The sequence below is a fragment of the Segatella baroniae B14 genome (genome assembly GCF_022024235.1).
Classification (GTDB): domain Bacteria; phylum Bacteroidota; class Bacteroidia; order Bacteroidales; family Bacteroidaceae; genus Prevotella; species Prevotella bryantii.
This window is the reverse complement of record NZ_CP091799.1, coordinates 31,241-57,439: the sequence shown is the minus strand read 5'-3', so window position 1 is coordinate 57,439 and position 26,199 is coordinate 31,241. Positions and strand designations below refer to the sequence as shown.

The 26,199-nt window shown below is 36.5% G+C and carries 25 protein-coding genes and 1 pseudogene; 20 read left to right on the top strand and 6 right to left on the bottom strand.

The features are described from left to right. The first annotated feature begins 4 nt into the window (after positions 1-4). The 6 genes from L6469_RS00255 to L6469_RS00230 all read left to right on the top strand — a co-directional run bounded on the left by L6469_RS00255 (position 5) and on the right by L6469_RS00230 (position 6,520). Positions 5-1,027, top strand: a complete 1,023-nt coding sequence (locus tag L6469_RS00255; RefSeq protein WP_006281272.1) for an FAD:protein FMN transferase — start codon at positions 5-7, stop codon at positions 1,025-1,027. Positions 1,028-1,030: 3 nt separating this feature from the next. Further along, on the top strand, positions 1,031-1,702 hold the full coding sequence (locus L6469_RS00250) for a Crp/Fnr family transcriptional regulator (protein ID WP_006281271.1): 672 nt from the start codon (positions 1,031-1,033) through the stop codon (positions 1,700-1,702). Between the two features lie 81 nt (positions 1,703-1,783). Then, entirely contained in the window at positions 1,784-3,865 is a 2,082-nt protein-coding gene (locus L6469_RS00245; protein ID WP_006281270.1) for a M3 family metallopeptidase, read from the top strand. Between the two features lie 7 nt (positions 3,866-3,872). Continuing rightward, positions 3,873-4,307, top strand: a complete 435-nt coding sequence (locus L6469_RS00240; protein ID WP_006281269.1) for a dCMP deaminase family protein — start codon at positions 3,873-3,875, stop codon at positions 4,305-4,307. 38 nt (positions 4,308-4,345) lie between these two features. Then, the gene (locus L6469_RS00235; RefSeq protein WP_006281268.1) at positions 4,346-5,980 is read left to right on the top strand and encodes a S41 family peptidase; all 1,635 of its coding nucleotides are present in this window, start codon (positions 4,346-4,348) and stop codon (positions 5,978-5,980) included. 3 nt (positions 5,981-5,983) lie between these two features. Then, positions 5,984-6,520 carry a 5-formyltetrahydrofolate cyclo-ligase gene (locus L6469_RS00230; protein ID WP_006281267.1) on the top strand — a complete coding sequence of 179 codons (537 nt, stop codon included), beginning with the start codon at positions 5,984-5,986 and terminating at the stop codon, positions 6,518-6,520. Here the strand turns inward: L6469_RS00230 and L6469_RS00225 are convergent. After that, positions 6,517-6,807, bottom strand: coding sequence for a DciA family protein (locus L6469_RS00225; protein ID WP_006281266.1), 291 nt, complete (start codon positions 6,805-6,807; stop codon positions 6,517-6,519). The two genes, L6469_RS00230 and L6469_RS00225, sit on opposite strands and share 4 nt — an antisense overlap. 1 nt (position 6,808) lies before the next feature. After that, positions 6,809-7,914, bottom strand: a pseudogene (gene recF / locus L6469_RS00220) (DNA replication/repair protein RecF). A 140-nt stretch (positions 7,915-8,054) separates the two neighbouring features. Between recF and L6469_RS00215 the strand changes: the two are divergent. The 3 genes from L6469_RS00215 to L6469_RS00205 are packed head-to-tail and all read left to right on the top strand — an operon-like array spanning position 8,055 to position 9,630. Continuing rightward, on the top strand, positions 8,055-8,756 hold the full coding sequence (locus L6469_RS00215) for a tetratricopeptide repeat protein (protein ID WP_006281264.1): 702 nt from the start codon (positions 8,055-8,057) through the stop codon (positions 8,754-8,756). Position 8,757: 1 nt separating this feature from the next. Next, positions 8,758-9,234 carry a 6,7-dimethyl-8-ribityllumazine synthase gene (gene ribH, locus L6469_RS00210; RefSeq protein ID WP_006281263.1) on the top strand — a complete coding sequence of 159 codons (477 nt, stop codon included), beginning with the start codon at positions 8,758-8,760 and terminating at the stop codon, positions 9,232-9,234. Positions 9,235-9,249: 15 nt separating this feature from the next. Next, the gene (locus L6469_RS00205) at positions 9,250-9,630 is read left to right on the top strand and encodes a hypothetical protein (protein WP_027454180.1); all 381 of its coding nucleotides are present in this window, start codon (positions 9,250-9,252) and stop codon (positions 9,628-9,630) included. Positions 9,631-9,647: 17 nt separating this feature from the next. Here the strand turns inward: L6469_RS00205 and L6469_RS00200 are convergent, their stop codons facing one another. Further along, positions 9,648-10,229, bottom strand: a complete 582-nt coding sequence (locus L6469_RS00200) for a DUF4738 domain-containing protein (protein ID WP_027454181.1) — start codon at positions 10,227-10,229, stop codon at positions 9,648-9,650. 100 nt (positions 10,230-10,329) lie between these two features. On the opposite strand from L6469_RS00200, the gene L6469_RS00195 reads away from it, so the two are divergent. Genes L6469_RS00195 through L6469_RS00185 form a run of 3 tightly spaced genes read left to right on the top strand, consistent with a single transcriptional unit; the run spans position 10,330 to position 12,982 of the window. Continuing rightward, positions 10,330-11,010, top strand: coding sequence for a DUF4230 domain-containing protein (locus tag L6469_RS00195; protein WP_006281260.1), 681 nt, complete (start codon positions 10,330-10,332; stop codon positions 11,008-11,010). Further along, positions 10,994-11,620, top strand: a complete 627-nt coding sequence (locus tag L6469_RS00190) for a DUF4230 domain-containing protein (RefSeq protein ID WP_006281259.1) — start codon at positions 10,994-10,996, stop codon at positions 11,618-11,620. Before L6469_RS00195 ends, L6469_RS00190 begins: the two co-directional genes overlap by 17 nt. A 6-nt stretch (positions 11,621-11,626) precedes the next feature. Next, positions 11,627-12,982 carry an alanine/glycine:cation symporter family protein gene (locus tag L6469_RS00185; RefSeq protein ID WP_006281258.1) on the top strand — a complete coding sequence of 452 codons (1,356 nt, stop codon included), beginning with the start codon at positions 11,627-11,629 and terminating at the stop codon, positions 12,980-12,982. A gap of 437 nt (positions 12,983-13,419) precedes the next feature. On the opposite strand, the gene L6469_RS00180 is transcribed toward L6469_RS00185, so the two are convergent. The 3 genes from L6469_RS00180 to L6469_RS00170 form a co-directional block, all read right to left on the bottom strand. Beyond that, complete coding sequence (locus L6469_RS00180) at positions 13,420-14,427, bottom strand: LacI family DNA-binding transcriptional regulator (protein WP_006281257.1); 1,008 nt, start codon at positions 14,425-14,427, stop codon at positions 13,420-13,422. A gap of 209 nt (positions 14,428-14,636) precedes the next feature. Then, entirely contained in the window at positions 14,637-15,281 is a 645-nt protein-coding gene (locus L6469_RS00175; RefSeq protein ID WP_006281256.1) for a response regulator transcription factor, read from the bottom strand. 79 nt (positions 15,282-15,360) lie between these two features. Continuing rightward, positions 15,361-17,904: a DUF5686 and carboxypeptidase-like regulatory domain-containing protein gene (locus L6469_RS00170; protein WP_237851090.1), complete on the bottom strand. Its 2,544-nt coding sequence runs from the start codon at positions 17,902-17,904 to the stop codon at positions 15,361-15,363. A gap of 119 nt (positions 17,905-18,023) precedes the next feature. Between L6469_RS00170 and L6469_RS00165 the strand changes: the two genes are divergently transcribed. The 8 genes from L6469_RS00165 (at position 18,024) to L6469_RS00130 (ending at position 26,191) form a co-directional block, all read left to right on the top strand. Then, positions 18,024-18,536, top strand: a complete 513-nt coding sequence (locus tag L6469_RS00165; RefSeq protein ID WP_039869390.1) for a phosphatidylglycerophosphatase A — start codon at positions 18,024-18,026, stop codon at positions 18,534-18,536. A gap of 2 nt (positions 18,537-18,538) precedes the next feature. Next, positions 18,539-18,955 carry a GtrA family protein gene (locus L6469_RS00160; protein WP_006281252.1) on the top strand — a complete coding sequence of 139 codons (417 nt, stop codon included), beginning with the start codon at positions 18,539-18,541 and terminating at the stop codon, positions 18,953-18,955. Continuing rightward, positions 18,952-19,611, top strand: coding sequence for a CDP-alcohol phosphatidyltransferase family protein (locus tag L6469_RS00155; protein ID WP_006281251.1), 660 nt, complete (start codon positions 18,952-18,954; stop codon positions 19,609-19,611). Before L6469_RS00160 ends, L6469_RS00155 begins: the two co-directional genes overlap by 4 nt. A gap of 123 nt (positions 19,612-19,734) precedes the next feature. Next, a complete protein-coding gene (locus L6469_RS00150) occupies positions 19,735-20,424 on the top strand; it encodes a phosphatase PAP2 family protein (RefSeq protein WP_223918705.1) in 690 nt (229 codons plus the stop codon). A gap of 149 nt (positions 20,425-20,573) precedes the next feature. Then, complete coding sequence (locus tag L6469_RS00145) at positions 20,574-21,563, top strand: IS30 family transposase (protein WP_006282587.1); 990 nt, start codon at positions 20,574-20,576, stop codon at positions 21,561-21,563. A 78-nt stretch (positions 21,564-21,641) separates the two neighbouring features. After that, positions 21,642-22,583, top strand: a complete 942-nt coding sequence (gene epsC, locus L6469_RS00140; protein WP_006281249.1) for a serine O-acetyltransferase EpsC — start codon at positions 21,642-21,644, stop codon at positions 22,581-22,583. Next, positions 22,567-24,048 (top strand): THUMP domain-containing class I SAM-dependent RNA methyltransferase, encoded by a 1,482-nt coding sequence (locus tag L6469_RS00135; RefSeq protein ID WP_006281248.1) that lies wholly within the window; start codon positions 22,567-22,569, stop codon positions 24,046-24,048. Before epsC ends, L6469_RS00135 begins: the two co-directional genes overlap by 17 nt. Then, a complete protein-coding gene (locus tag L6469_RS00130) occupies positions 24,038-26,191 on the top strand; it encodes a S9 family peptidase (protein ID WP_371262714.1) in 2,154 nt (717 codons plus the stop codon). The genes L6469_RS00135 and L6469_RS00130 overlap by 11 nt, the downstream gene beginning before the upstream one ends. Positions 26,192-26,199: the final 8 nt, after the last annotated feature.

The window sequence follows — 26,199 nt, the reverse complement described above, 5'->3', positions numbered from 1 at the left end:
ACAAATGGAAATCACACCCAAGAAAACAGCATGGCAAATAGGGGCATTACTTGTACTGACAGCCATCATTATAGTTATCGTTCGTCAGCAAAAAACGATTCCCTTTCAACATAATACCGGATTTATTTTCGGAACCATATATAATATAACTTATCAGTCTGATAATGACCTGCAAACCGAGATAGAAGGAGAACTTAAAAAAGTAGATGAGTCTTTATCTACCTTCAACAAGACATCTACTATCTCTAAGATAAATCAAGGTAAAGATGTAAAAGTCGATGATATGTTTGCAGAAGTTTTCACTCTAGGCGAGAATATAGCCAAAGAGACAGATGGCGCATTTGACATGACCGTAGCCCCAATGGTTAACACCTGGGGGTTTGGATTCAAAACAGGAAAAGAACCATCCAAAGCTGTTGTTGACAGTTTAAGAAATATTGTGGGCTACCAAAAAATCAAAATGGAAAAAAAACATATTATCAAGCAAAACCCAAATACGATGCTTGACTGTTCGGCCATTGCGAAAGGATTTGGAAGTGACGTAGTAGCCAAGTTCTTAAGACAAAAAGGAATTAAGAATTTTATGATTGAAATAGGTGGAGAAATCGTAACCTATGGCCTGAATGAAAAAAGAGTACCTTGGAAAATAGGTGTAACCAAACCTGTAGACGACTCTTTAAACAATCAGCAAGAGATACAGACCATATTAAATGTTACCAACAAAGCTATGGCAACTAGCGGTAATTATCGCAAATATTATTATAAGAATGGCAAGAAATATGCTCACACCATAGATCCCAAAACGGGCTATCCTGTACAACATAATATCCTCTCTTCAACCGTTTTTGCTGACAATTGTGCAACAGCAGATGCATATGCTACTGCCTTTATGGTAACTGGATTAGATGGAGCAAAAAAAATATTAGCAAAACACCCTGAACTCATGGCATACTTTATCTACGCGGATCAAAATGGAAAAAATGCCGTTTGGTATTCTCCAAAATTAAGAAAAAAGATAGTAAACTAGAACATGAAAGAGCTACAAATATATAATAATCTCTTACAACTCCCTCTCTTTCTTGGTATTAGTAAAAATGACATCTCACTTATTGTAGCACATACAAGATTCAATTTTTCAACAATACGAGCAGGAAAAGATATTGTAAAAGAAGGTGATCCATGCCATGAATTATTTTTCATTTTAAATGGAAAAGTTGAAATTAAAACGGTTTCTGACGATGGAAGTTACTACGTTACAGAAATTTCAGAAGGGCCATCTGTGATACAGGCTAACCGCCTATTCGGATTACACCAGCGATATACACGTACTTATAAGGCATTAGAAGATTGCAAACTCTTCAGCCTAGATAAAAAAGAAGTTTTACGACTTAGTGATCAATTTGTCATATTCCGAATCAATATATTAAATCTACTTTCCATGGAGAACCAACGCTACGAACACCGCCCATGGAAAAAAGTTCCACAAACACTCGAAGACAAAATAACACGCTTCTTTGAAGAGCACTGTATATACCCTGCCGGTCCAAAAACCTTCTATATCAAAATGAACCAACTGGCACTCGAAGTAAATGACAGTAGACTAGATGTGTCAAGAGCATTAAACAATATGCAAGATGCCCAAAGACTGACATTATATCGAGGAAGAATATTTATACCCGCATTGGAAAAATTACTGATGTAACAATAGTTAAATTCTTTGATAATCAGGCTTTGTCTTTTATTATTTTTATTATCTTTGCAAGGAATTATAGAAAAGCATAGTATGAATGAAAATATAAAAGAAAATAGCAAACATATCAATCCTTTTTTTCACCCTTATAACACCCCTCATGACACCGTACCTTTTAACCAAATTGCGTTAGAAGATTACGAAGAAGCATTCATGGAAGGTATCAAAAGGGATAACGAGGAAATCGATAAAATTATTAATAATCCTGATGAACCAACATTTGATAATACGATAGTTCATGAGGATGATGAAAAAGGCCCACATTATTATGACCTGTTAGATCGTGTTTCTAATGTGTTCTCGTGCATGTTAAGCGCAGAGACAAATGATGAATTGGACGCACTAGCACAAAAAATGAGTCCTATTCTTACGAAGCATGCCAACGATGTAAGTCTTAATCCAAAATTGTTTGAACGTGTAAGAAAAGTATACGAAAACCATCGTGAACTTACACCAGAAGAACAGATGCTACTGAATAATAGCTATGACGGATTTGTTAGAAGCGGAGCTCTACTGGATGAAAAAGGCAAAGAAAAACTCCGAAAACTGACTGAAGAATCAAGCATACTTACGTTACAATTCTCACAAAATTTACTTAAAGACACCAAGGCTTTCGAACTTCACATTACTGACGAAAAGCAATTGGAAGGTCTACCTGATAGCGCAAAAGAAGCAGCAGCTCTTTGTGCCAAAGAGAAAGAAAAAGATGGTTGGATATTTACTCTCGACTATCCAAGCTATTCTCCTTTTATGACATACTCAACTCAAAGAGAATTGAGAAAACAAATGTACATGGCACGCAATACGCTATGCACACATGATAATAAAGAAAATAATTTAGATATCTGCAAGCGTCTCATCAACCTAAGAAGAGAAATTGCACAATTGTTAGGCCACGAAACCTATGCAGACTATGTGCTAAAACACCGTATGGCAAGTAATGCTGATCATGTATACAAATTGCTGAACGATCTCATCGAAGCCTACAAGCCAACTGCTCTGCAAGAAGTAGAGAGTATCAAGCAAGAAGCCCAAAAATTAGAAGGAAAAGATTTCGAACTCGAACCTTGGGACTTCAGCTATTACTCGCATAAACTGCAAATGGAAAAATATAATTTGGACGCAGAAATGCTTCGCCCATACTTTGAACTATCTAAAGTTATCAAAGGGGTATTCGGCTTAGCTACCAAATTATATGGAATTACGTTTAAAGAGAATAAAGATATTCAGGTGTACCATCCTGACGTAAAAGCATACGAAGTATTCGACAAAGATGGCAGCTATCTGGCTGTACTTTACGCAGATTTTTATCCACGTAAGGGTAAACAGGGAGGTGCTTGGATGACCGAATTTAAAGGTCAATGGATTACCAAAAAGGGCGAAAACAGCAGACCACACGTAAGCGTAGTTACTAACCTGACCAAACCTACTGCAGAAAAGCCAGCCTTACTGACACTCTCTGAAGTAGAAACATTCTTGCATGAATTTGGACATTCTCTACATGGTATGTTTGCCAACACCCGATTTGAAAGTTTGTCTGGCACAAATGTATGGTGGGATTTCGTAGAACTACCTTCACAATTCATGGAAAACTATGCCATTGAAAAGGATTTCTTACGAACATTCGCTTTCCACTATGAAACAGGAGAACCTATACCTGACGATCTCATTGAACGAATCGTCAAAAGCCGTAATTTCTTAGCGGCTTATGGCTGTCTAAGACAAGTAAGTTTCGGCCTTCTCGATATGGCCTATTATACTAAAAAAGAAGCTTTCGATGAAGATATTATACCATTCGAGAAAAAGGCTTGGGAAAAGGCTATAATTACTAAACAATTGCCAAACACCTGTATGACAGTACAATTTGGACATATTATGGCTGGTGGATATGCAGCAGGCTATTACAGCTACAAATGGGCTGAAGTACTCGATGCTGACGCCTTCAGCGTATTTAAAGCAAACGGTATTTTCAATCAGGAAACTGCACAACGATTCAGAGACAATATCTTATCAAAAGGTGGAACAGAACATCCGATGACACTGTATAAACGTTTCCGTGGACAAGAACCTACTATAGACGCTCTACTCAAACGTAATGGAATTATCAAATCATAGTAACACCATGACCTCAGAAGAAAAAAAACACCAACTAGACTTGCGATACCTACGTATGGCACGCATTTGGGCTGAAAACAGCTATTGCAAAAGACGTAAAGTCGGCGCATTAGTAGTTAAAGATAAAATGATTATCAGCGATGGATACAACGGTACACCTAGTGGATTCGAAAATATATGTGAAGATGATAACGATGTAACTAAACCATACGTTCTTCACGCAGAAGCAAACGCTATCACAAAACTTGCTAGAAGCAGTAATAATAGTGATGGCAGTACGCTTTATGTTACTGCTTCTCCTTGCATTGAATGTGCAAAATTAATAATTCAAGCTGGTATTAAACGAGTAGTTTATGCTGAAAAATACAGGCTTGAAGATGGTATAAATCTTCTGAAAAGGGCAAAAATAGAGGTAGAATATCTTAATCCGGACGATAAATGACAAATTCTAACAAACATAACCGATATACACCCTTGCTGATGGCTCTATGTATAGTCATCGGTATTCTTATCGGTTCTTTTTTTACAAATCATTTTTCAGGTAACAGACTGAATATTATAAATTCAGGTAGTAATCGCTTGAATAATTTGCTTCATATCATTGATGATCAATATGTGGACGAAGTAAATATTGACTCCCTCGTGGATAAATCTATTCCACAGATTCTGGCAAACTTAGATCCACACTCTGTCTATATTAATGCTAAAGATGCAAAACAAGCAGAGGATGACCTTAAAGGGTCTTTCTCTGGAGTAGGTATCGAATTTGTAATTCGAGAAGATACCATCCACGTGCAAAATGTAATACATAATGGACCTGCAGAAAGAGCCGGAATATTAGCTGGTGATAAAATCGTAACTGTAGATGGAAAAAAATTCGTTGGTAAAATGGTTACTAACGATGAAGCACAACGCAGATTAAAAGGGCCTAAAGATACAAAGGTACAGATCGGTGTCGTAAGATATGGTACCAAGGAAGTTAAGAACTTTACGGTTACTAGAGGAGAAATACCACAAAAAAGCATTTCTGCAACATACATGATCAATGAGACTACTGGTTACATCAGAATCAAGAACTTCTCCGAAACGACCTATCCAGAACTCCTGATTTCATTGGCCAAACTTTCGCAAGAAGGCTTTAGTAACTTAATCATCGATTTGCGAGATAATACAGGCGGTTATCTTACATCTGCCACACAAATAGCAAATGAATTTTTACCAAAAAATAAGCTGATTGTTTATACGCAAGGTAGACATAGTAGAAGACAAGATTACAAGAGCAACGGAAACGGAAGCTACCAAAATATACCGCTTGTAGTATTAATCAACGAGGCGAGTGCTTCTGCTGCTGAAATTTTCGCTGGAGCTATGCAAGATAACGATCGTGCTACAATTATAGGAAGACGCTCTTTCGGAAAAGGCCTAGTACAACAACAGCTTGCTTTTAACGACGGTAGTTTGATACGTTTAACTATAGCTCGCTATTATACACCTTCTGGTAGATGTATTCAAAAACCATATACTTTAGGCGAGGGAACAAATTATGAGCAGGATTTACTGACCAGGTATCAGCATGGCGAATTCTTCTCAAAAGACAGTATTAAGCATACGGGGCCGGCATATCACACCAGTATAGGCCGAATCGTATATGGCGGAGGTGGTATCACACCTGACATTTTCGTTCCAGAAGATACTACAGAAGTAACCTCTTACTTAAAGCAAGCAAGTATGAGTGGACTGATACTACAATACGCTTTCACATATACGGACAACAATCGCTTGAAATTGAATAATTTTAAGGAAATGTCTGAAATGGCGGATTACCTGAAAAAACAGAATACGGTACAACAATTCGTCATCTATGCGGATAAGCGCGGACTACAGAGAAGAAACTTGATGATCAAAAAATCACATGCTCTTCTCGAAAGATATATTAACAGTAGAATTATCTACAACATGCTTGATGAAGAAGCCTGGAACGAATATCTTAATCAAAATGACCCAGTTGTAAAAACTGCACTACAGGTTTTTAGTAATCACGCTGCTTTTCCTAAGCTCCCGGCAACCAACTCACAAAACCATTCTAAAAAAGTCATCAAAAAAAGGAAAAAGTAATCGATGAACAAACAGGAAATCAGAAAGAAAATAAAGCAAATTAAACGACAGTTCTCTGAGTCTCAACTCAAGGAACTGTCGCTTCCTATTATAAAAAAATTATTTCTTTCACCCACAATACAAAAAGCGAATACAATTGGCCTATACTATTCGCTTCCTGACGAAGTCGACACCCATGACCTTATAGACATACTCTTGCAAAAAGGAAAAAAAATCATACTTCCAAAAGTAATTGATGATTCCAATATAGAAATGAGAGAATACTCAAACAGCAAAGATATGGAAGTAGGTTCCTACCATATTCAAGAACCCATCGGAAAAATTTTCGAAGACTATTCTACAATCGATGTGATAATAGTACCAGGAGTAGCCTTTGATAATCAAGGCAATCGTTTAGGAAGAGGAAAAGGATATTATGACCGATTCTTAAAAAAAATTCCAGCTACAAAAAAAATCGGTATATGCTTTGATTTCCAAATGATAGAGCAAATACCGACTGAAAAGAATGACATCCCCATGGATGCTATAATCACCAATTAATAAAACCTGATTTCTGTAATAATCTGAGCTTGAACTTCCGCATTTAAACGCTCTACTAATTTCGAACGCATCATGGAGAGATCCTGTCGCAAAGCAGGACTTAAAATCTTTACAAATAAAGTTTGATTTTTGATATATTTCTCACCGGTCAATGCTGCAATAGAAGGACCAACAACAACAGGCCAACTATCTATCAGACGCTTCTGAAGTAATGGAGTTTCCAAACCTTCAGTACGAATAAAATTAAGAAGAATCGCCTCGAGCGAACGTGGATGACGTTTAAACATATTATGCGTTTCTTTGAGTAATTTCACCGTTTTCGACAGAGAAAATTTTATAAACATTGTTACTATGTTTCAAAATACGATCTAAATGATCTCTGTTCGTGTCTGTTATAAAAATTTGCCCATAATTATTGCTTGAAACGAGATTAACAATCTGCTCAACCCGATCTGCATCTAATTTATCAAAAATATCATCAAGCAATAGTAAAGGAGTAGTCCCAGAAGCTGTACGTTTCAAGAAATCAAATTGAGCTAATTTCAAAGCCAGTACAAATGTTTTATTCTGCCCCTGACTACCTTCACGCTTCATCTGATAATCACCAATAAGCATTTCCAAATCATCACGATGAACGCCATGAAGAGAATATCCAACAGCACGATCTTTAAAGCGATCACGACTAATAACATCATACAAATCACCTCGCTGACCATGAGAAACATATCGAAGACTCACCGTTTCACGATCGCCCGAGATCTTCCTATAAATCTCTTGAAAAACAGGAACCAATTTATTGACAAAGTCATCACGTTTTTGATAAATCAGAGTACCCTGTTCTGCCATTTCATGCTCCCAAATATCAAGAAGAGAAACATCTGGTTCGTCCTCCATTTTCAGCAAAGCATTACGCTGCTGCAACGCCTTATTGTAATTATTCAACGCATCCATATAAGTATTGTCATATTGTGAGATGACAACATCCATCAACTTGCGGCGCCCCTCACTCCCCCTTCGATCAAAAAAGAATCTGAAGGAGAAATAAAAATAAGAGGAATCAATCCAATATGCTGGGATAAACGCTTGTATTCTTTTTTGTTACGCTTAAAATGCTTTTTGGTACCACGCTTCATACCACAATAAATATTTTCAGAGTCTCCATTGTCCGTAGAATAATTTCCTTCAAGAACAAAGAAGTCCTCATCGTGCGTAATACATTGCGAATCCATAGGATTATATGCACTATGACAAAAAGAAAGATAATATACGGCATCAAGTAAGTTTGTTTTACCTACTCCATTTTGTCCGATAAAACAATTAATTTTAGGAGAAAGAACAAGATCTGCTGTCCTAATATTCTTATAATTGATTACTGAAATATTATTTAAAACCATAATGTGATACTATCTTTAGGTTGCAAAAGTAATGTAAATCAATGGAAAAAGAGAAAAAAGTAAGTGATAAATTTCAATATGTGGGATAAATTCATTAATTTTGCCACGCTAATATATGAATAATAAAAACAACTAAATACATGGCAGACAATATGGAAATGGGTGCTCAGGAGATGAATGAGTCACTCAACAGTTCACAGGCCTTTATCGAGAAAAACAAAAAGGCCATTTTCGTTGCAATTGCAGCTATTATCGTAGTTATCCTTGGTATCTTTGCCTACAATGCTTACATCGTAGGTCCACGTGAGGAAAAAGCAAGTACAGCACTTGGTAAAGGACAAGAATACTTTGGCCAAGAAATGTTTGACAAGGCCCTTAACGGAGATGGTGCAAACTACGCAGGTTTTGCTAAAATAGCTGAAGACTATAGTGGTACAGATGCTGCTAATCTTGCTAATCTATATGCAGGTTTATGCGAAGCCAACCTTGGCAAATGGGCTGAAGCTCAAAAATATCTAGAGAATTACGATGCACAAGATGATCAAATGGTAAGTCCTGCTGCTATCGCTGCTTTAGGTGATGTTTATGCACACAACAACCAATTAGACAAAGCAATTGATAGCTTTAAGAAAGCTGCCAAGATGGCTGATAGTAAAGCTGCAGATGGTGTAAACAATAGCTTATCACCTACATTCCTTTTGAAAGCCGGTGAAATTCTTGAAAGCCAAAACAAACAGGAAGAAGCACTTGAAATCTACCAAGATATTAAAAAGAATTACTTAAATTCTGCACTCGTACAGTCTGCAGAAATTGATAAATATATCGAAAGAGCTACAAAGTAAAATGGCTACAGCACTTCATAATCTATCAGAATACGATATTAACAAAATTCCAGATGCTAGCAACATGTGCTTTGGCATTGTAGTTGCAGAATGGAATCAAGAGATAACAGGCGCCCTCCTACAGGGCGCAGTTTCTACTCTGCAGAAACATGGTGCACTCGAAGAAAACATACATATCAAAACTGTTCCAGGAAGTTTTGAACTCATCTATGGCGCTCACCAAATGGTTTTAAATGGCGGATATGATGCCGTTATTATCCTTGGAAGTGTAATTCGTGGTGAAACACCTCATTTTGATTACATCTGTGAAGGGGTTACTTACGGCATAGCAAGACTTAACGCTACACAGGAAATACCTGTTATCTATGGACTTCTTACCACAAATGACCTTCAACAGGCTAAAGATAGAAGTGGTGGTAAGCTAGGTAACAAAGGTGATGAATGTGCTATTGATGCAATTAAAATGGCAAAATTCTAAAGTTTATATTCCAACATGAAACTATACCAGCTATTACAGGCCTTTGAGTTTAAAGAACTCTTTCCTGAAATTAATAACATGTTTCCTAATGCAAACCTGCATAGAGACGTTTATGAAAAGGCATTTCAGCTTGCTTGTGAGCTCAAACCAATAGCAAGCAAAAAGGTTATTAGATATGAAGTCATGAACGACCCTGACACAAATGAAATGTTTTATGGTTCTGACGACAAGAATTTTGAAGGTCCTTGGGAAGTCGTTATTGGTAAAGAAATAAAAAAAGAAAAAGGAGTAGATCTTAATGACACTGAAATAGCTGCAAACTGTCTACTCAACCTACTCATGATTAGTAGATGTCCTAAGAGTTTCGAACCAGAATATAGAAAACTGATGAAATAAAATATATATCACATATATTATTCTGAAGCCTCATCCTCATCATCGGATGGGGCTTCTGTCATATTATTAGTATCCATTTGAGTATCTTTATTAATGGAAACATTACCCATACGGGATACTTGGACTATTAATGGTACATATTCATCACTATTAGCATCAGGTGAACCTACACTAGCAGCAAACCTTAATACATCGCCTTTTGCTTCAACAAAAATAACACCTAACAAAGCACTTCTCTTAGCCATATCGTCATCAATATATGGCGAGAAGTCGCTCTTAACAAATGAGCGATGAAAAAATTCTGTTCCATCTGAACGCAATACCCTAACCGTTACACGATTATCATAGTACTTAGTATGATCATCAACTCGAACAATACCAAGCTTGGTATCTGCCTGACGTTCATATTGTACAGTATATTCTTGCCCTAACCATTGTACTTTACGTGACTGAGCATAGTTACTCATCTTTTGTGTACGGGCAGGAGCCTTTACCACAGGCTTATGCGTGATAATAATATTTTTTTCTTTCTTCTCATGACAAGAAGAAATGTTTACCACGGCTAAACCAATCATAAAGTAACAGAAAATCTTTTTCATCGCGCAAAAATTTTACGGATACAAAGATAATAAAAAAGACTGTAATAAAAGAATATCACTAAAATTTATTATCTTTGCCAGCAAAACAAAAGATTTTAGGATGAGAATTAGCACCTTATATATACTGCTATTGCTTACAGTACTGGTTTCATGTAATAATCCGCAGAAATCAAAATCTTCTGATACTGTAAAAGATACAATACCCAATATCGTCATGCTTATTCAAAAATGCAGCAGACTTTATACGACTGAAGTTCATGTGCACAAGATTATAACTCATGAAGATGATAAGAAAATAAAAGGCTCTTTTTTAGGACAAGATATAGACATCACACTTCCTGCTAGTGAAAGAAAAATAGCCATTCCCCTAGATGCTACACTAAAGGCATATATAGATTTTAGCCATTTTACAAACAGGAATATTACTAAAAAAGGAACAAAAATTGAGATTATATTACCTGATCCCAAAATCATACTTACTAGTTCAAAAATCAATCATCAAGAAATAAAAAAACAAGTTGCTTTCATGAGAAGTAACTTTACTGATGCTGAATTAAGTCAGTTTGAACAACAAGGAAGAGCACAAATCATCAAACAAATACCTGAACAAGGTATAATCTCGTCTGCACAAGAAAGCGCTGCCAAGATACTTATACCTATGATTCAAAGAATGGGATATCAAGAGAGCGATATCAAAATTACATTCAGGAAACAATTTACTCTTCACGATATCCAAATATTAATAGATAAATCAACTGTAGAAAATGGAGAAGCAAAATAAAAGATTAAAAAACATTCTCAGATACATACCCTTTTCTGCCTGGTTGGCTATACTATCTATTGTCCTCATCGGAGGTCTTGTCTTCTATCTTACTTTGCAGTTCAGGAAAAGTGAAGTACATATCGAAGAAAATAAAAATATCGATATTACGCCTACTCAAATACGCTCTATCGAAAGTATTGGAGAATGGGAATTTCTCACTATTCATGATGAAGAACTCATAGACACCATCAAAAAAGGGTTCTTTACTGACAGTCAACTCACAAAAATATACTATGGAACTCTAAGATTAGGTATTGACTTGCAAGAAGCTCCACATGACTGGATTGTTACGAAGGGAGATTCTATCATCTGTACACTACCAGCTATAAAATTGTTGGATAAAAACTTCATTGACGAAGCAAAGACGAAATCTTTTCTCGAAAAAGGAGATTGGCAAGATCAAGATAGAGAACTATTATATCAGAAAGCCTATAAGAAAATGTTGAACAGATGCATGACACCTCAAAATATCAAATCAGCTGCCAATAATGCAACACAACAATTTCATCAGCTCCTAAAATCAATGGGATACGAAAAAATTAAGATTAAAATAAAATCTACTAAATAAAAAGGTATGGAACTACTTAATAATTTATTCTCTGAATTAAGTGGACTGTTATGGGGATGGCTTATGATTATCCTATTATTAGGTACTCATATATTCCTTACCATCCGCCTTCGCATTCCACAACGCAAGATTTTCACCGCAATAAAATTATCCTTTAAACATGATAAATCTGCCCATGGAGATGTTTCACAATTCGGAGCTTTAGCAACAGCTCTTGCAGCAACCATCGGAACAGGAAACATCATTGGAGTAGCGACCGCAATAGCCTTAGGAGGTCCGGGGGCGGTCCTATGGTGTTGGCTTACGGGTGTATTTGGCATAGCCACAAAATATTCAGAAGGACTCTTAGCTATAAAATATAGAACCATCACAGAACGTGGCGAAATGTTAGGAGGTCCTATGTATGCTTTAGAAAAAGGACTTGGATGGAAATGGCTGGCCATACTGTTCAGCATTTTTACAGCAATAGCAGCTTTTGGTATCGGAAACACGGTACAAGCCAATGCTATCGCTACCATAGCGACAGAGACTTATAATATATCTCCTATCATTACAGGAGCTATCGTTTGCACCCTCACTGCTTTTGTGTTATTGGGAGGTGTAAAAAGTATTGCAAAAGTATGCCAAATATTAGTCCCTTTTATGGCTCTTTTCTATGTATTAGGCTGTATATATATTCTATTCGTAAATGTACACTACATCGTTCCGGCAATACAACTGATTGTCATATCAGCTTTTAATCCTCAGGCTGCCGGAGGAGGATTTGTAGGTGCAAGCGTGATGATGGCAGCAAGATTTGGTATCGCCAGAGGTCTTTTTTCTAATGAATCCGGATTAGGTTCTGCACCTATCGTAGCTGCAGCAGCTCAGACCCGAAATCCGGTTCGCCAGGCACTCGTCTCTTCTACCGGAACTTTTTGGGATACTGTTGTAATATGTGCACTAACAGGTATAGTCATTGTAAGTAGTATTATCGCTTATCCTGACATGAACTATAGCGATGGTGCCACTTTAACCAAAATAGCTTTTAGCAAAATACCTTATATAGGCTCTCCTCTACTTAGTTTTGGCCTTCTTACCTTTGCTTTTAGTACAATACTTGGATGGAGCTACTATGGAGAAAGGGCTATGGAATACTTAAAAGGAAGGAAATGGATGCTTGCTTATCGCATATTATACATTACTGCTACATTTTTTGGAAGTATAGCTAATCTCAGCATCGTATGGAATATAGCAGACTGTATGAATGCTCTGATGGCAATACCAAACTTAGTTTCATTACTGTGTCTAAACGGTGTTTTAGTACAAGAAACTAGAAAATATCTATGGAAAGGAAATCTTGATCAAGACATGGAAGAATAAGCACAAAGCCTGATTACAAAAAATTGCAATCAGGCTTTTACTTTACTCACTAATATCAACAAAAAAGTCTCCTTTTTATACATGCAAAGATACAACGAAAAAGAAAAGATAATCAGCCTAAATAAAAAAAATCGCACAAAAACGTAGACAAACGATTGCACGATATTAATGATTAAAACTATTGCCTATGATGGATAAAAATATATACTTGAACTGATTAACATGATGTTTTTACTGCATAAACACTATGTTTTTAAGTCGTAAACATCATACTTTTAAGTCGTAAACACTATACTTAGGTCTAGCACCTACAAAGTGACAAATACAAAATGGATAACGTATTGACATTCAGATAGATATAAAGCCATGCAAATAAGGAGCTCCCAAGACAACTCATGTCTCAACCAAATTCAAATACGCATGATAAACTTGGGTGATTATTTTTTACTAGACTCTCGAATCTTTAAAATCATTGGAACGACTTCTTTATATACATGTGTATCACCCATAATACCCCTCATCAACAGTTCACAAGCTTTTGAACCCTGCTCATGTGCCTGATCCATGATAACAGACAAGCGTGGCGTTACAAAGGCAGCCGTATCACCATCTGTAAATCCAATAATTGCCACATCATTAGGAATACGTAATCCTTTTGCCTTTATAGCATCAAACGCAGCATAAGTGATAATATCATTAAAAGCTAGAATCGCATCAGGATGAGCATTCTCAAGAACCCTAATCGTATTAGCCCGTGCTACCTCAAAGTCTATTTTATCGCAAGCCACCAATTCACGTTCTATAGGAATATTTCGATCTCGCAGTGCTTGTAAATAGCCATGCTTACGACGCTTTACCATATTCAGGTTATTAGGACCACCTATAAAAGCCACTCTCTTGGCACCAGAATCTATCATATGAATTGTTGCATCATATGCTGCAACATCACCATTGCCAATAACATGAGAGAACTGATCATCAAGACAAGTACGAGCAAAGAATACCAAAGGAACACCTACTTCCTTTAATTTAAGAAAAGGAGAAAAGTCAACAGTATCCTGAGCTAAACAAACAATTATCCCCTCTACATGCATATCCAAAAAATTCTCGATAGCTTGCGCCTCACGTTCATGGTCTTCATGACTATTGGCACTTAGTACAGAATACCCTTTACGACGAGCGAAATCTTCTATTCCATCGAGTACTGCAGCAAAATAATGGGTAACTAAATTCGGAACAATAACTCCTATAACCTTAGGTGCCTCTTTACGAAGAGATTGAGCAAATGGATTCGGACGATAATTCATCTCCTTAGCTAAAGCCTTAACCTTAACTTTCATTTCCTCACCTACCTCATGCGAATTACGCAATGCACGAGATACAGTTGCTATACTAACCCCAAGTTTATCTGCCAGGTCTTTCAAGGAAGTCCTGTGTTGTTTCATAATGCTTTAGTTGATAATTTATGCAAAGATACTAATAAAGTCTTAATTCGCAAACGTTTACGTTTATTTTTCTTTATTTCAGGATACAATTTAGATAAAAATCAAGTACTTTTGCACTCGTTAGGAAAATGAGTAATGAATAGTTGATAATAAGTTAGTTAGAAAACAAGAGCTTGAAACTGTCGAGAGATATTTTCAAGCCTTTTTGTTTATATATAGTATTCTGCAGAATCTACCAAACCCGCACGCAATGCATATTTAGTAGCTTCATGTACATTGTTTACATTTAACTTTCGGAAAATATTTTTACGGTGAGTATTGACGGTATGGAAACTTGAAAAACGCTTTTCTGCAATTTCCTTTGTGGTCATACCCAAAGCAATATCTTTGAGGATTTCTATTTCTGTTTTTGTCAGATTTATTTGCTCTTTTTCAGGAGTAACCTCACGTGATACGAGAAGCATTTCTGTCATTCGCTGGCAAATATATCGATGATTACGCATTGCAAACATTATAGCTTCATGTATTTCCGGCAAAGAACTCTCTTTAAGAAGCACACTGAACTGAGAGCTAGAGGCGATAATACGACGGACAAAGTCGATGCTTAAATCTTCACTAAACAAAATCCACTTGGTTTTAGGAAAGCGAGCACCAATAATCTCTAACTCTTCGACATCATTAATATCAAATAATGTATAATCCAATATAACTACAGCATCTTCTTCTTGCTTAAGAGCCTCCAACAATTCACTTTTATCTTCAGTGAACTGTGTTACAGATTCTGGTATATCAGAAATGATATAGCTTAAGCCTGCGCGCGTTATATCTTGTTTATCAGCCAAAAATATTTTCATTTTACCTTAAAATCTTACATTTTGACGCAAATTTAGATAAAATAATTCATATTTCGAAATAAAAATATAATTATTTGTACTAAAATGTCATTTTAAATCCAAATCTTATTCCCCACTTATTTAAATACTTACGTTGTTCTAAATAATTAATACGACGAACCAAAGATACACTTAAAAACTTTAATATATTATGTATACCAAATTCCGCTTCCCAATACGGTTGATTCCCCATAAGATGCGACTTAGAAGGAAAAATATAAAGTCTTTCATCAGAAGAGTTCTGTACCGGATTATTCTTATCCGTCAAGGTTCCCCAAATGCCTTTTATAGCAAAAAACTCTCTAAACTTTAACGATTTGATTAGCGGTATTCTATTAAGCAATTTTCCATTTAAGTTCCATTTAATCCCCCAAAATACTTGTCTGTCATTCAAAAATTCCCAATCACTTAACAAGGAAAAAGAAGTTTCATTTGCAATAAAACTCAAATTGACGGGTGGCTGTAATAAAAGTGGGAATGGCACTTTATTCCACTGTGCCATTGCCCGAATATTGAAAGATAAATATCCCCAACTCCCCAACCATTGACGTTTATAAAAAGATAACGTGCTGACATTGCTCCTAAACTGCCCACCCAAGAAATGTTTAAATCCCACGGTATGGGATATACCAATTTCAGGAGAATCTAAATTTATGGGTAATCGTTGTTGTTTCGTATTCACATAAGTGACACCTGGATTATACACCACACCCATCGTTGCATCTGATAAGCGTATTTTATGTACTTCTACACTATCTGTAAGTTTATAATAATGAAGTTCACCAGCCGTTTGATTACTCTGAGTCTGAATGGAAGCACTAAAACGAAGTCCCCAATCTGTTTCATATCTAAAAGACAAACGCTGTCGATTATAAAGAAATACTTCTTTCAAGGCAGAAGTACGTGTCATAAATATATTGTCTTTATTATGCCCTAGATTGAGATCTGAAGGAGAAGTGAGGTCTGATGACGTATCAAAAGTTAAACTACGCAGAGGAAACTCAAATACATTTGCTTTTTTCTTGTTAAAAGAATAAGTAACAGCACTACTATAATACCACTGTTTACTATCTACACCATAAGCCGCAAAACCCGACCAAAACCAATGTGGGTTTAGATAAGCGGTCGTACGACCAGATAATCGTAATCGAATTTTATCAACATAATTCATGCTGACTAAAGTATTAACAGGCCCAAAATCAAACTTGCTTTTCCGATTTGCCCCACCCGTTTCAACATAATTTTCTATCAACGCTTTAACACCAAATATGATATACTTCCATCCTTTGCTATTTTGCATTTTATGTATAAAAGTATCCATAGAACTTTCACTTTTGGTCAATGCTACAGCACGATACTTATTCCAAAAAGATTCATCCCGATTAAAAGCCTCAAAATCATATCTTACCTTTACCTTACCACGAAAAAGTTGCTTGGGTATCGTGTCAAAAGAATAATCTTTATACCTGGTATTCCTGACTATTAATAAATCTTGCAACACCTTATTCACATGAATTTCTGCATACATATCATCTTTAGAAAGTACCCATTCACCATTACTCAACTGGGAATATTTCTGTTCTATCTTCATATTATCTACCCAATTCACATCACTTTTTTGGGGTATAAACAGAATACATTTCTTTACATGCAATGTAGAATCTTTCAGTACAAAGATTTCACCACGAAAGCCAAAATCCTGCTGATTAGCTGGAATAAACTGTAGGTGATAACATAACTGATGATCTACATATACCGTATCTTCGATATAAAAGTGATAAAAAGAAATTGCCGTCTTACCTATTGGAGAAACAAAGGGAAATTGAAGTAATCGTACGTAATCATTATAGATATCAACATCCGTAAAAACATCTTTAATTACTTCGTTCAAAATATCACCAGTTTCGATAACATTACCAATTCCATTGCTTTGCTGTCCCTGAATGATCTCCTTCTCTGAAAAAGGATTCTTCCTATAAATATGCTGAGAAACCGTTTCGTCAACAGATAAAGGTAATATTTTCTTATCATTGATTGGTGATTTCTCTATCTGATCAAGCATGTATTGTCGTTTTTTTAAAAAATCACCCTGCAATTGTTTTTCAGTGATATTGTTGAATGCCATGGTTATCTTCTGATAGCGATTATACTGAAAATAATCATGATTTTTCAAATCCGTCTTAGCCTTCGCAGCAATAACCTTTTTCATTAATTCTACTGCTGGATTATCTTTGCGTCGATAACGTCCAGACTTACTTTTCACAACAACTTCATTTAGCGAACGGCTCTCTTCTTGCAAGGTCAACTTGCCCAAATCGGTCATTGAGCTAGTAACTCGAATTACTATGCTTTGATATCCTACAGAACTAATTACCAATGTACCACCAACCCGCCTAGGAATAGAAAACAGACCATCCTTATCACTAGATACAGCTAAACGAAGCCCTTTGTAAGAAATACTTGCATAAGGAATAGCACCGCCATCCTTACCAATTATCTTACCTGAAATATTTTGAGCATGAGCCATGATGCTTACAAACAACAACATCATAACAAGCAAAAATGCGTTTTTCTTACAATTCATTTCGTATATCATTACTTGCAAAGTTATGATTTTTTTATCAAACAAATCAGGCATTTTGGTATTTTAAGTTTTTTCTGTTAATTTTGCGTTTCAGAAAGAAGAAAATAACTGAAAAAACAATGAATAACAAAAATAATATTTCTGACAAACGACCACCACTCATTCCTATGTTAATAGGAACTGGATTCGGAAGCGGTTTTTGGCCATGGGGACCAGGAACAGCGGGTAGCATAGTTGCTTTAATAGGTTGGTTTGCACTATCTTCACTCTTCCATAATGATAACAGTGCAATACAACAATACATCATAATAGCCTTTATCCTACTCTTTACTTGCTTGGGAACATGGGCCATAAGGATACTCCAGCCTTACTGGGGTGAAGATCCTTCAAAAGTTGTTATAGACGAAATGGTTGGCATATGGATTCCTTTGTCCATCTTACAACCCGAAGACTATTTAGGAGCAATACTGGCACTCATCAGCTTTAGAATCTTTGATATATTTAAGCCTTTCGGTATTAAAACCTTAGACCATCAAGAAGGAGCTTTTTGGGTTATGGCCGACGATATACTTGCAGGAATATATTCTCTGATAGTCATAACAATTTATCTACAAATATTCCGTTTTACATGATAATGGGAAAAATTAAACATGAAATTTGGCTTTTATCCAAAGCTGAAATAAGTGCTAGCATAGCTAGTATTGTAGATTTTGGACTTGCTATTTTTTTAACTTATTGCAACATATTAGAATATACATATGCAAACATAATAGGCATCATTTGTGGTGGAATAACCAACTGTTGTATCAATTCCAAGTATGTCTTCGATATTGCCGAACGAAAGAAAAAAGATATTCTATTTCGATACTTTACCGTTTGGACAGCGAGCTTGATACTGAATGGCTTTGGTACCAATATGCTCACTGGCCTTTTGGGAAATGCCCTTTTTATCCCTATTAAAAGTTGTATCGCTTTCCTTGTTGCTATTTTTTTCAACTATCCTCTTCAACGGAATTTCGTTTTTACAAACAAAAATAAATACAAATCATGAATTATAGAGATTATTTACAAAAACTAATATATGGGGGCATAGATCCTCTTATCCATGGAATGATTCATTTAGGAATAACACCCAATATTATTACCTTCTTAGGTTTCCTTGGTAATATTTTTGCTACAGCACTTTTTATATCTTCTGTTCAATATAAAATCAATTATACCACTATTGGATGGGGAGGATTTGTCATTTTAGTAGCAGGCTTATTTGACATGATGGATGGAAGACTTGCCAGAACCAGTAATAAGACATCTTCTTTTGGAGCACTCTGGGATTCTACTTTAGATAGATATAGCGAACTTGTAACTTTGTTTGGTATTGTTCTTATTTTTGCCTCAACAACAGCAGAATGGTTTTGGTGCACCATCGTAAGTTTTACAGCAATGGTCGGTTCTGTTATGGTTAGTTATGTTAGGGCGAGAGCTGAAGGTTTAGGTATAGAGTGCAAAGTAGGATTTATGCAACGACCAGAAAGAGTTGTTGTGACGGCTATAACCGCAATAATTTCCGGATGCACCAATAATTTATGGTGGTTAGCTGGTGGAATGATAACGATAGCATTCTTAGCAAATTTGACCGCATTTTGGAGGATTTGGCATTGCTACCACGAATTAAAAAGAAAAGATTCAAATATTTCCTCTTCAAACTAACAACATCAAATGATTTCTCTAGCAATACTTTTTGTCTATTTCACGCTACTCGCCTGGAAAAGAACCAGATGTTTAGCATTTTATATGCTTCCATGGGTTATATTTGGATTATGTTACGATGTCATGCGCTTTTACCCAAATTATAAAGTAAATCCTATTGACATAAAAAACATATATAATACAGAAAAAGAATTATTCGGCATCACAACCTCGCAAGGAATTTTAATTCCTGGAGAATGGTTTAAACTTCATACTTCTTCTTTTTTCGATTTCATGGCTGGTATTTTCTATCTCTGCTGGGTACCGGTGCCATTATTTTTTTCATTCTATTTATTTTATAAGAAAGAATACGATTGGACTCGTCGTTTTACATGGTCTTTTTTAGTGGTAAACCTTGTTGGCTTCATGGGATATTACATTCATCCCACCGCTCCACCATGGTATATCGATCTTTATGGGTTTGAACCTATACTCAATACACCTGGCAATCCGGCCGGACTCATAAGATGGGACAAACTAACTGGAATATATTTTTACAGCAATATGTATGGAAATAATTCTAATGTATTCGCCGCCATACCAAGTCTCCATGCTGCTTACTTATTAGTTACAACCATATATTCCATCATGAGCAAGCGACGATGGTATGCCTCTTTGACATTTGGAATACTGTGCATTGGCATCTGGTGGACGGCCGTTTATACACAGCACCATTACGTTATAGATGTCCTTTTAGGCATCTTTACAACAATAATAGGCATACTACTTTTTGAAGGAGGTCGGAAAATTATGAGAAATAACATATTTTTATGAAACTTGAATTCAAATTGATAATGCAACAAATGTGTCAAAGAAGTAAGTGAGCAAGGAGCATGAAAAAAGGGACAAAAGTTCCACAAGATCTTTCGTCCCCAGCATTAAATGCTTACCTTTGCAGACAAACTTCCACATAAGTTGCAAATATGACAAAGCATCTAACTGCGCAGCAAAGGTACGAAATATCTTTCAGACTGCAAAAAAAAGAACGTTCAACAGACATAGCCAGGGCTCTTGGTGTGCACCGCAGCACCATTAGCCGAGAAATTAGGCGCAACAAGGCACCCCATGGCAGGTATAATGCGGAAAAGGCCCAGTGGCTGTCAGACAGGAGAATGAGCGCAAGAAAGCACTATACCGTCCTTACGGACGAAATAAAGGTTTACATTGACCATAAGCTCACACAGGAACAGTGGTCTCCCGAGCAGATATCCGGAAGACGGCGTGCACTGGGATTACCGCCCATCTCACACGAAACCATCTACAGATATGTGTGGGAGGAGAAGCACAAATGGGGGAAGCCTCTCTATAAGCATCTGCGCCACAGGGGCAGGCGCTATAACAAGCGCGGTTCATCGTATAAGTCAAGGGGAATACCTGGACGTGTCGGGATAGAGCAAAGACCTGCGGTCGTTGATGAGAAAGGAAGGTTCGGAGATCTGGAGATCGACACCATTGTGGGGAAGAACAGGCGGAGCGTCATCATGACAATCAATGATAGGGAGTCCGGGTTCCTAATCATGAGAAAGCTTCCTTCAAAAGAGGCAGAGCCTCTGGCGGAGGCAGCCATTGCCGCACTTAAGCCGATAAGAAAGGGATTGCATACCATGACCGCAGATAATGGTACAGAGTTCTCCAGGCACCAGCAGATTGCTAGAGCACTGAAAATAGACATCTTCTTTGCAAGACCATACCACTCATGGGAAAGAGGTGCTAATGAAAACACTAACGGTCTAGTCAGGCAATATTTCCTTAAAGGGAGTGATTTTACAAAGATAACAGATAAAGACATCAATATGGTACAGGACAGAATCAACAACAGACCTAGAAAGAGATTGAATTACAAAACGCCTGTCGAGTTTATCAGACAAAAATACGGAGAGAATAAAACAATTATAAAGTTGTTGCGTTATTAATGTGAATCCTGCAAATAAGTTATAACTAAAATCAAGAAATTTATTACCTTTGCACAAATATATTGATACACCATATAAATGAGTTATCCAGATTTAGCAAATCGATTAAATCAAGCTGTTAGCAAATTATCTGCACAGGAATCACTCAAGGGACTTTTTCACCAGCATCGTGATGGTGATCCTCTTCCTTCTGGAGATAAATTAAAGGATATAATCGACTTATCACGTTCAATCCTCTTTCCGGGATATTTCGGTAGAAGTTCGTTCACCAGTCAGACATTAGAATTTCATATCGGTGTACGAACAGAAAGGTTACATAAAATGCTAACCGAACAAATTCTTGCAGGTTTATGTTTCACAGATTGCGATGAAAAAGAAACCCCTGAACAAATTGATACCCGAAAAAAGAAAGCTGCAGAGATATCATTGAAAGTCATAGAACAGCTTCCTGAAATAAGAAGAGTTCTTGCAACAGATATCACAGCAGCATACAATGGAGATCCCGCCGCAAAAAGCAAAGCAGAAATTGTGAGTTGCTATCCTGTTATAAAAGCATTGATAAGCTATCGAATAGCTCATGAATTGAATAATCTCCAAGTACCTCTCATCCCGAGATTAATTACCGAGATAGCTCATTCTGAAACAGGTATAGATATTCACCCTGCTGCAAGTATCGGTGAATATTTCACTATCGACCACGGTACCGGTGTAGTAATTGGTGCCACATGTATCATCGGTAAAAACGTTAAACTGTACCAAGGTGTCACACTAGGTGCAAAGAGTTTTCCACTAGACGACAATGGAAACCCTATAAAAGGAATAGCACGACACCCAATTATAAAAGATAACGTCATCATATATTCAAATGCCACTATTTTAGGCAGAATTACTATCGGTGAAGGTTGTATTGTCGGTGCCAATGTGTGGGTTACAAAGGACATGAGACCCAAAACAAAAAAATACAAACAAGTAAAAATCGATAAATTAGATATAGAATTCAATAATGGAACAGGAATTTGAACTCATCGCCAAAACATTTATGGGTCTTGAACCAGTTTTGGCTCAGGAGCTCACCCAGCTGGGTGCTAACAATGTACAAATAGGCAGACGCGTGGTTTCTTTTACAGGAAATAAAGAAATGATGTATCGTGCTAACTTCCAACTGCATACTGCAATTAGAATTTTAAAGCCTATAGCCCACTTCAAGGCAGCATCAGCTGAAGACATGTACGAGGAAGTAAAAAAAATAGACTGGAGTAAATATCTTGATAATAAAAAAACATTCTCTGTAGATTCTGTTGTATACTCTGAGGAATTCAGAAATTCAAGATTTGTTACATATAAAGTAAAAGATGCAATTGTAGACTGGTTCAGAGAAAAAACAGGAACCCGCCCAAATATTAGTATCAGTAATCCTGACATACGCTTAAACATTCACGTTGCAGAAGATAAAGCTACACTCAGTCTGGATTCAAGTGGCGAAAGTCTTCACAGACGTGGTTACAGACAAGAAAGCGTAGAAGCACCTCTTAATGAAGTTCTGGCTGCCGGCATGATTCTCATGACTGGCTGGAAAGGCGAGACCGATTTTATTGATCCTATGTGTGGTTCTGGTACACTATTGGTAGAAGCTGCACTTATCGCTAGAAATATTTCTCCTGGTATTTTCAGAAAAGAATTTGCTTTCGAAAAATGGGCAGACTATGACGCTGACTTGTTCGACAAGATTTATAATGACGATTCTGCAGAACGAGAGTTCAATAATCACATCTATGGCTATGATATCGATATGAAGGCTGTTAATACAGCTAGATTAAATATTAAAGCTGCAGGTTTATCAAAAGATGTCACCGTAGAACAAGCTGATTTCAAAGATTTCAAACAACCAGCAAACAAGAGTATTATTGTTATGAATCCTCCTTATGGAGAACGTATTTCTACTCCAAATCTGCTTGGTACATATAAAATGATTGGCGAACGCCTAAAACATGCTTTCACCGGTAATGAAGCTTGGATCTTGAGCTACCGTGAAGAGTGCTTTGATCAAATCGGCTTAAAACCATCAATTAAGATACCTGTATATAACGGTAGTTTGGAATGCCAATTCCATAAATATACTATTTTTGATGGTAAACTTCGAGAGTTCAGAAGCGAAGGTGGTATCGTTAAAACTGATCGCGAGAAAAAAGAAATGGCTCAAAAGCACCGTTTCAAACAAAATCGTGAATTCAAAAAAAGACTTGAAGAAGAAGAGGAAAACGAAGAGGGTGACATTCGTTCGTTTACTTTCCATAAGCCTAATTTCGGAAAATATGACAATAAAGACCGCAAAAAAGGTCGAAAAATGAATTTCCGTGACAATGAAGATAGCTTTGACCGTAACTTTAAACACGGCAAAAAGAATTCTAAAAGAAATGACCGTGATTTTAAACGAGGTAATCGTGACTTTAAACGTGGTAAAAACAGATTTGAAGATGAAGATTAATAAGTTTCAGTCTCAGAAAGTGTGTCTCCTGCAAACCGCATTAACTTTTATGTTTATGGCTGTTTCAACGTTATCATATGCTCAAAAGCTTAAGACTTTTACATTGGAAGACTTAAATTTTGGTGGTAATAACTACCATAATATGATTGCCAAAAACAGATGGACAACATGGTGGGGAGATCAGTTAGTAAGACTTGACACTGAAGAATGCTATATAATCAATAAAGCTACCGGAAAGGAAACTAAATTATTCACTCTTTCTGATCTTACAAAGATCAAAGGAGTGGATAATATCCATTCTTTGTATGATGCAACTTTTCCTAATGCCAAAAAGTCAATTGTAAAAATCGGAAACCTACTTATTGACTGGAAGAAGAAGTCATGTACTGTTGATGCTACTCCTAAAGCATATATTAAAAATTACCAGCTTTATGTAAAAGACAAAAATGGAAAGGAGCATCAGCTTTCAACAGACGGAAGCCGCAACATCGTATATGGACAAAGCGTACATAGAGATGAGTTCGGTATTTCAGATGGTCGCTTTTGGAGTCCAAATAAGGAAAAACTTGCTTTCTATCGAATGGACCAGAGTATGGTAACTGATTATCCACTAGTTAACATACCAGAAATAGAATGGAATCCTGAGAAAAATCAAAGCAGAATTGCTACTCCTGCTCCTGAAAAATATCCAATGGCAGGTGAAACATCTCATGAGGTAACTGTAGGCATATATAATTTAAAAACAAACAAGACAATATACCTCAAGGCTGGAAATCCACAAAATAGATATTTTACCAATATCGCTTGGGGACCAGACAACCAAACTGTATATATATTTGAACTTAATCGTGACCAAAATGACTGCAGACTAGTTAGTTACAATTCTGAAACTGGCGAAAAAATTGCAGAACTCTATCGAGAAACTGACACAAAATATGTAGAGCCACAACATCCTATAGTATTCTTGCCTTGGGATCATTCTAAATTTATTTTGCAAAGTCAAAAAGATGGATATAATCATTTTTATCTGTTCAACACACAAGGTAAACTTCTGAAACAGATTACTTCGGGCAACTGGGTAGTCATGGATTTTATAGGCTTCAATGCTAAGCAACATTCTATTATCTATGCAAGCAATGAATTAAGTCCAATCCAAAGAAATATTTTTTCAGTCAACTTGGAAAGTGGAAAACGAACATTAATAGATGATAATGGCAAAGGCTGGCATCATGCAAGTCTTAGTCCTAACGGACAATTTATAACAGATAATTACCAGACACCTACTATTCCTAGAAAAATTGCTATTATCAATATAGATAATAGTAAACGAACACCATATTATACAGCAGAAGATCCATGGAAAGGATATAATGTTCCAGAATATAGCTGTGGTACATTAAAAGCTGCAGATGGTAAGACGGATTTATATTATCGTATGGTAAAGCCTGTTAATTTTGATCCTAATAAAAAATATCCAACTATAATCTATGTATATGGAGGTCCACATGCGCATAATGTAGATGCTAGATGGCACTATAGCAGCAGAGGTTGGGAAACCTACATGGCTCAAAATGGATACTTACTTTTCATTCTCGATAATCGAGGTAGTGAAAATAGAGGAAAAGAATTTGAGCAAGCTACATTCAGACATTTAGGACAAGAAGAAACTAAAGACCAGATGAAAGGTGTAGATTTCTTGAAAAGTTTGTCTTATGTCGACACGACAAGAATTGGTGTGCATGGCTGGAGTTTTGGTGGCTATATGACCATAACAATGATGACACATCATCCTGAAACATTCAAAGTAGGAGTTGCAGGTGGACCTGTTATCGATTGGAAATGGTATGAGGTTATGTATGGAGAACGCTACATGGATACCCCTGAAAATAATCCAGAAGGATATCAACAAACCAGTTTATTAAATCAGGCAAAAAACTTAAAAGGGAAATTACAAATTATCATAGGTTTAAACGATCCAGTAGTTGTTCCACAACATGCATTTAGCTTTCTTAAAGCCTGCATCGGAGCCAACACACAACCGGATTTCTTCGTATATCCTGGTGAACCACACAACATGAGAGGCCATCAGAGTACACACCTGCATGAGCGCATCTCACAATATTTCTTTAACTATCTTAAATAAACCATAAA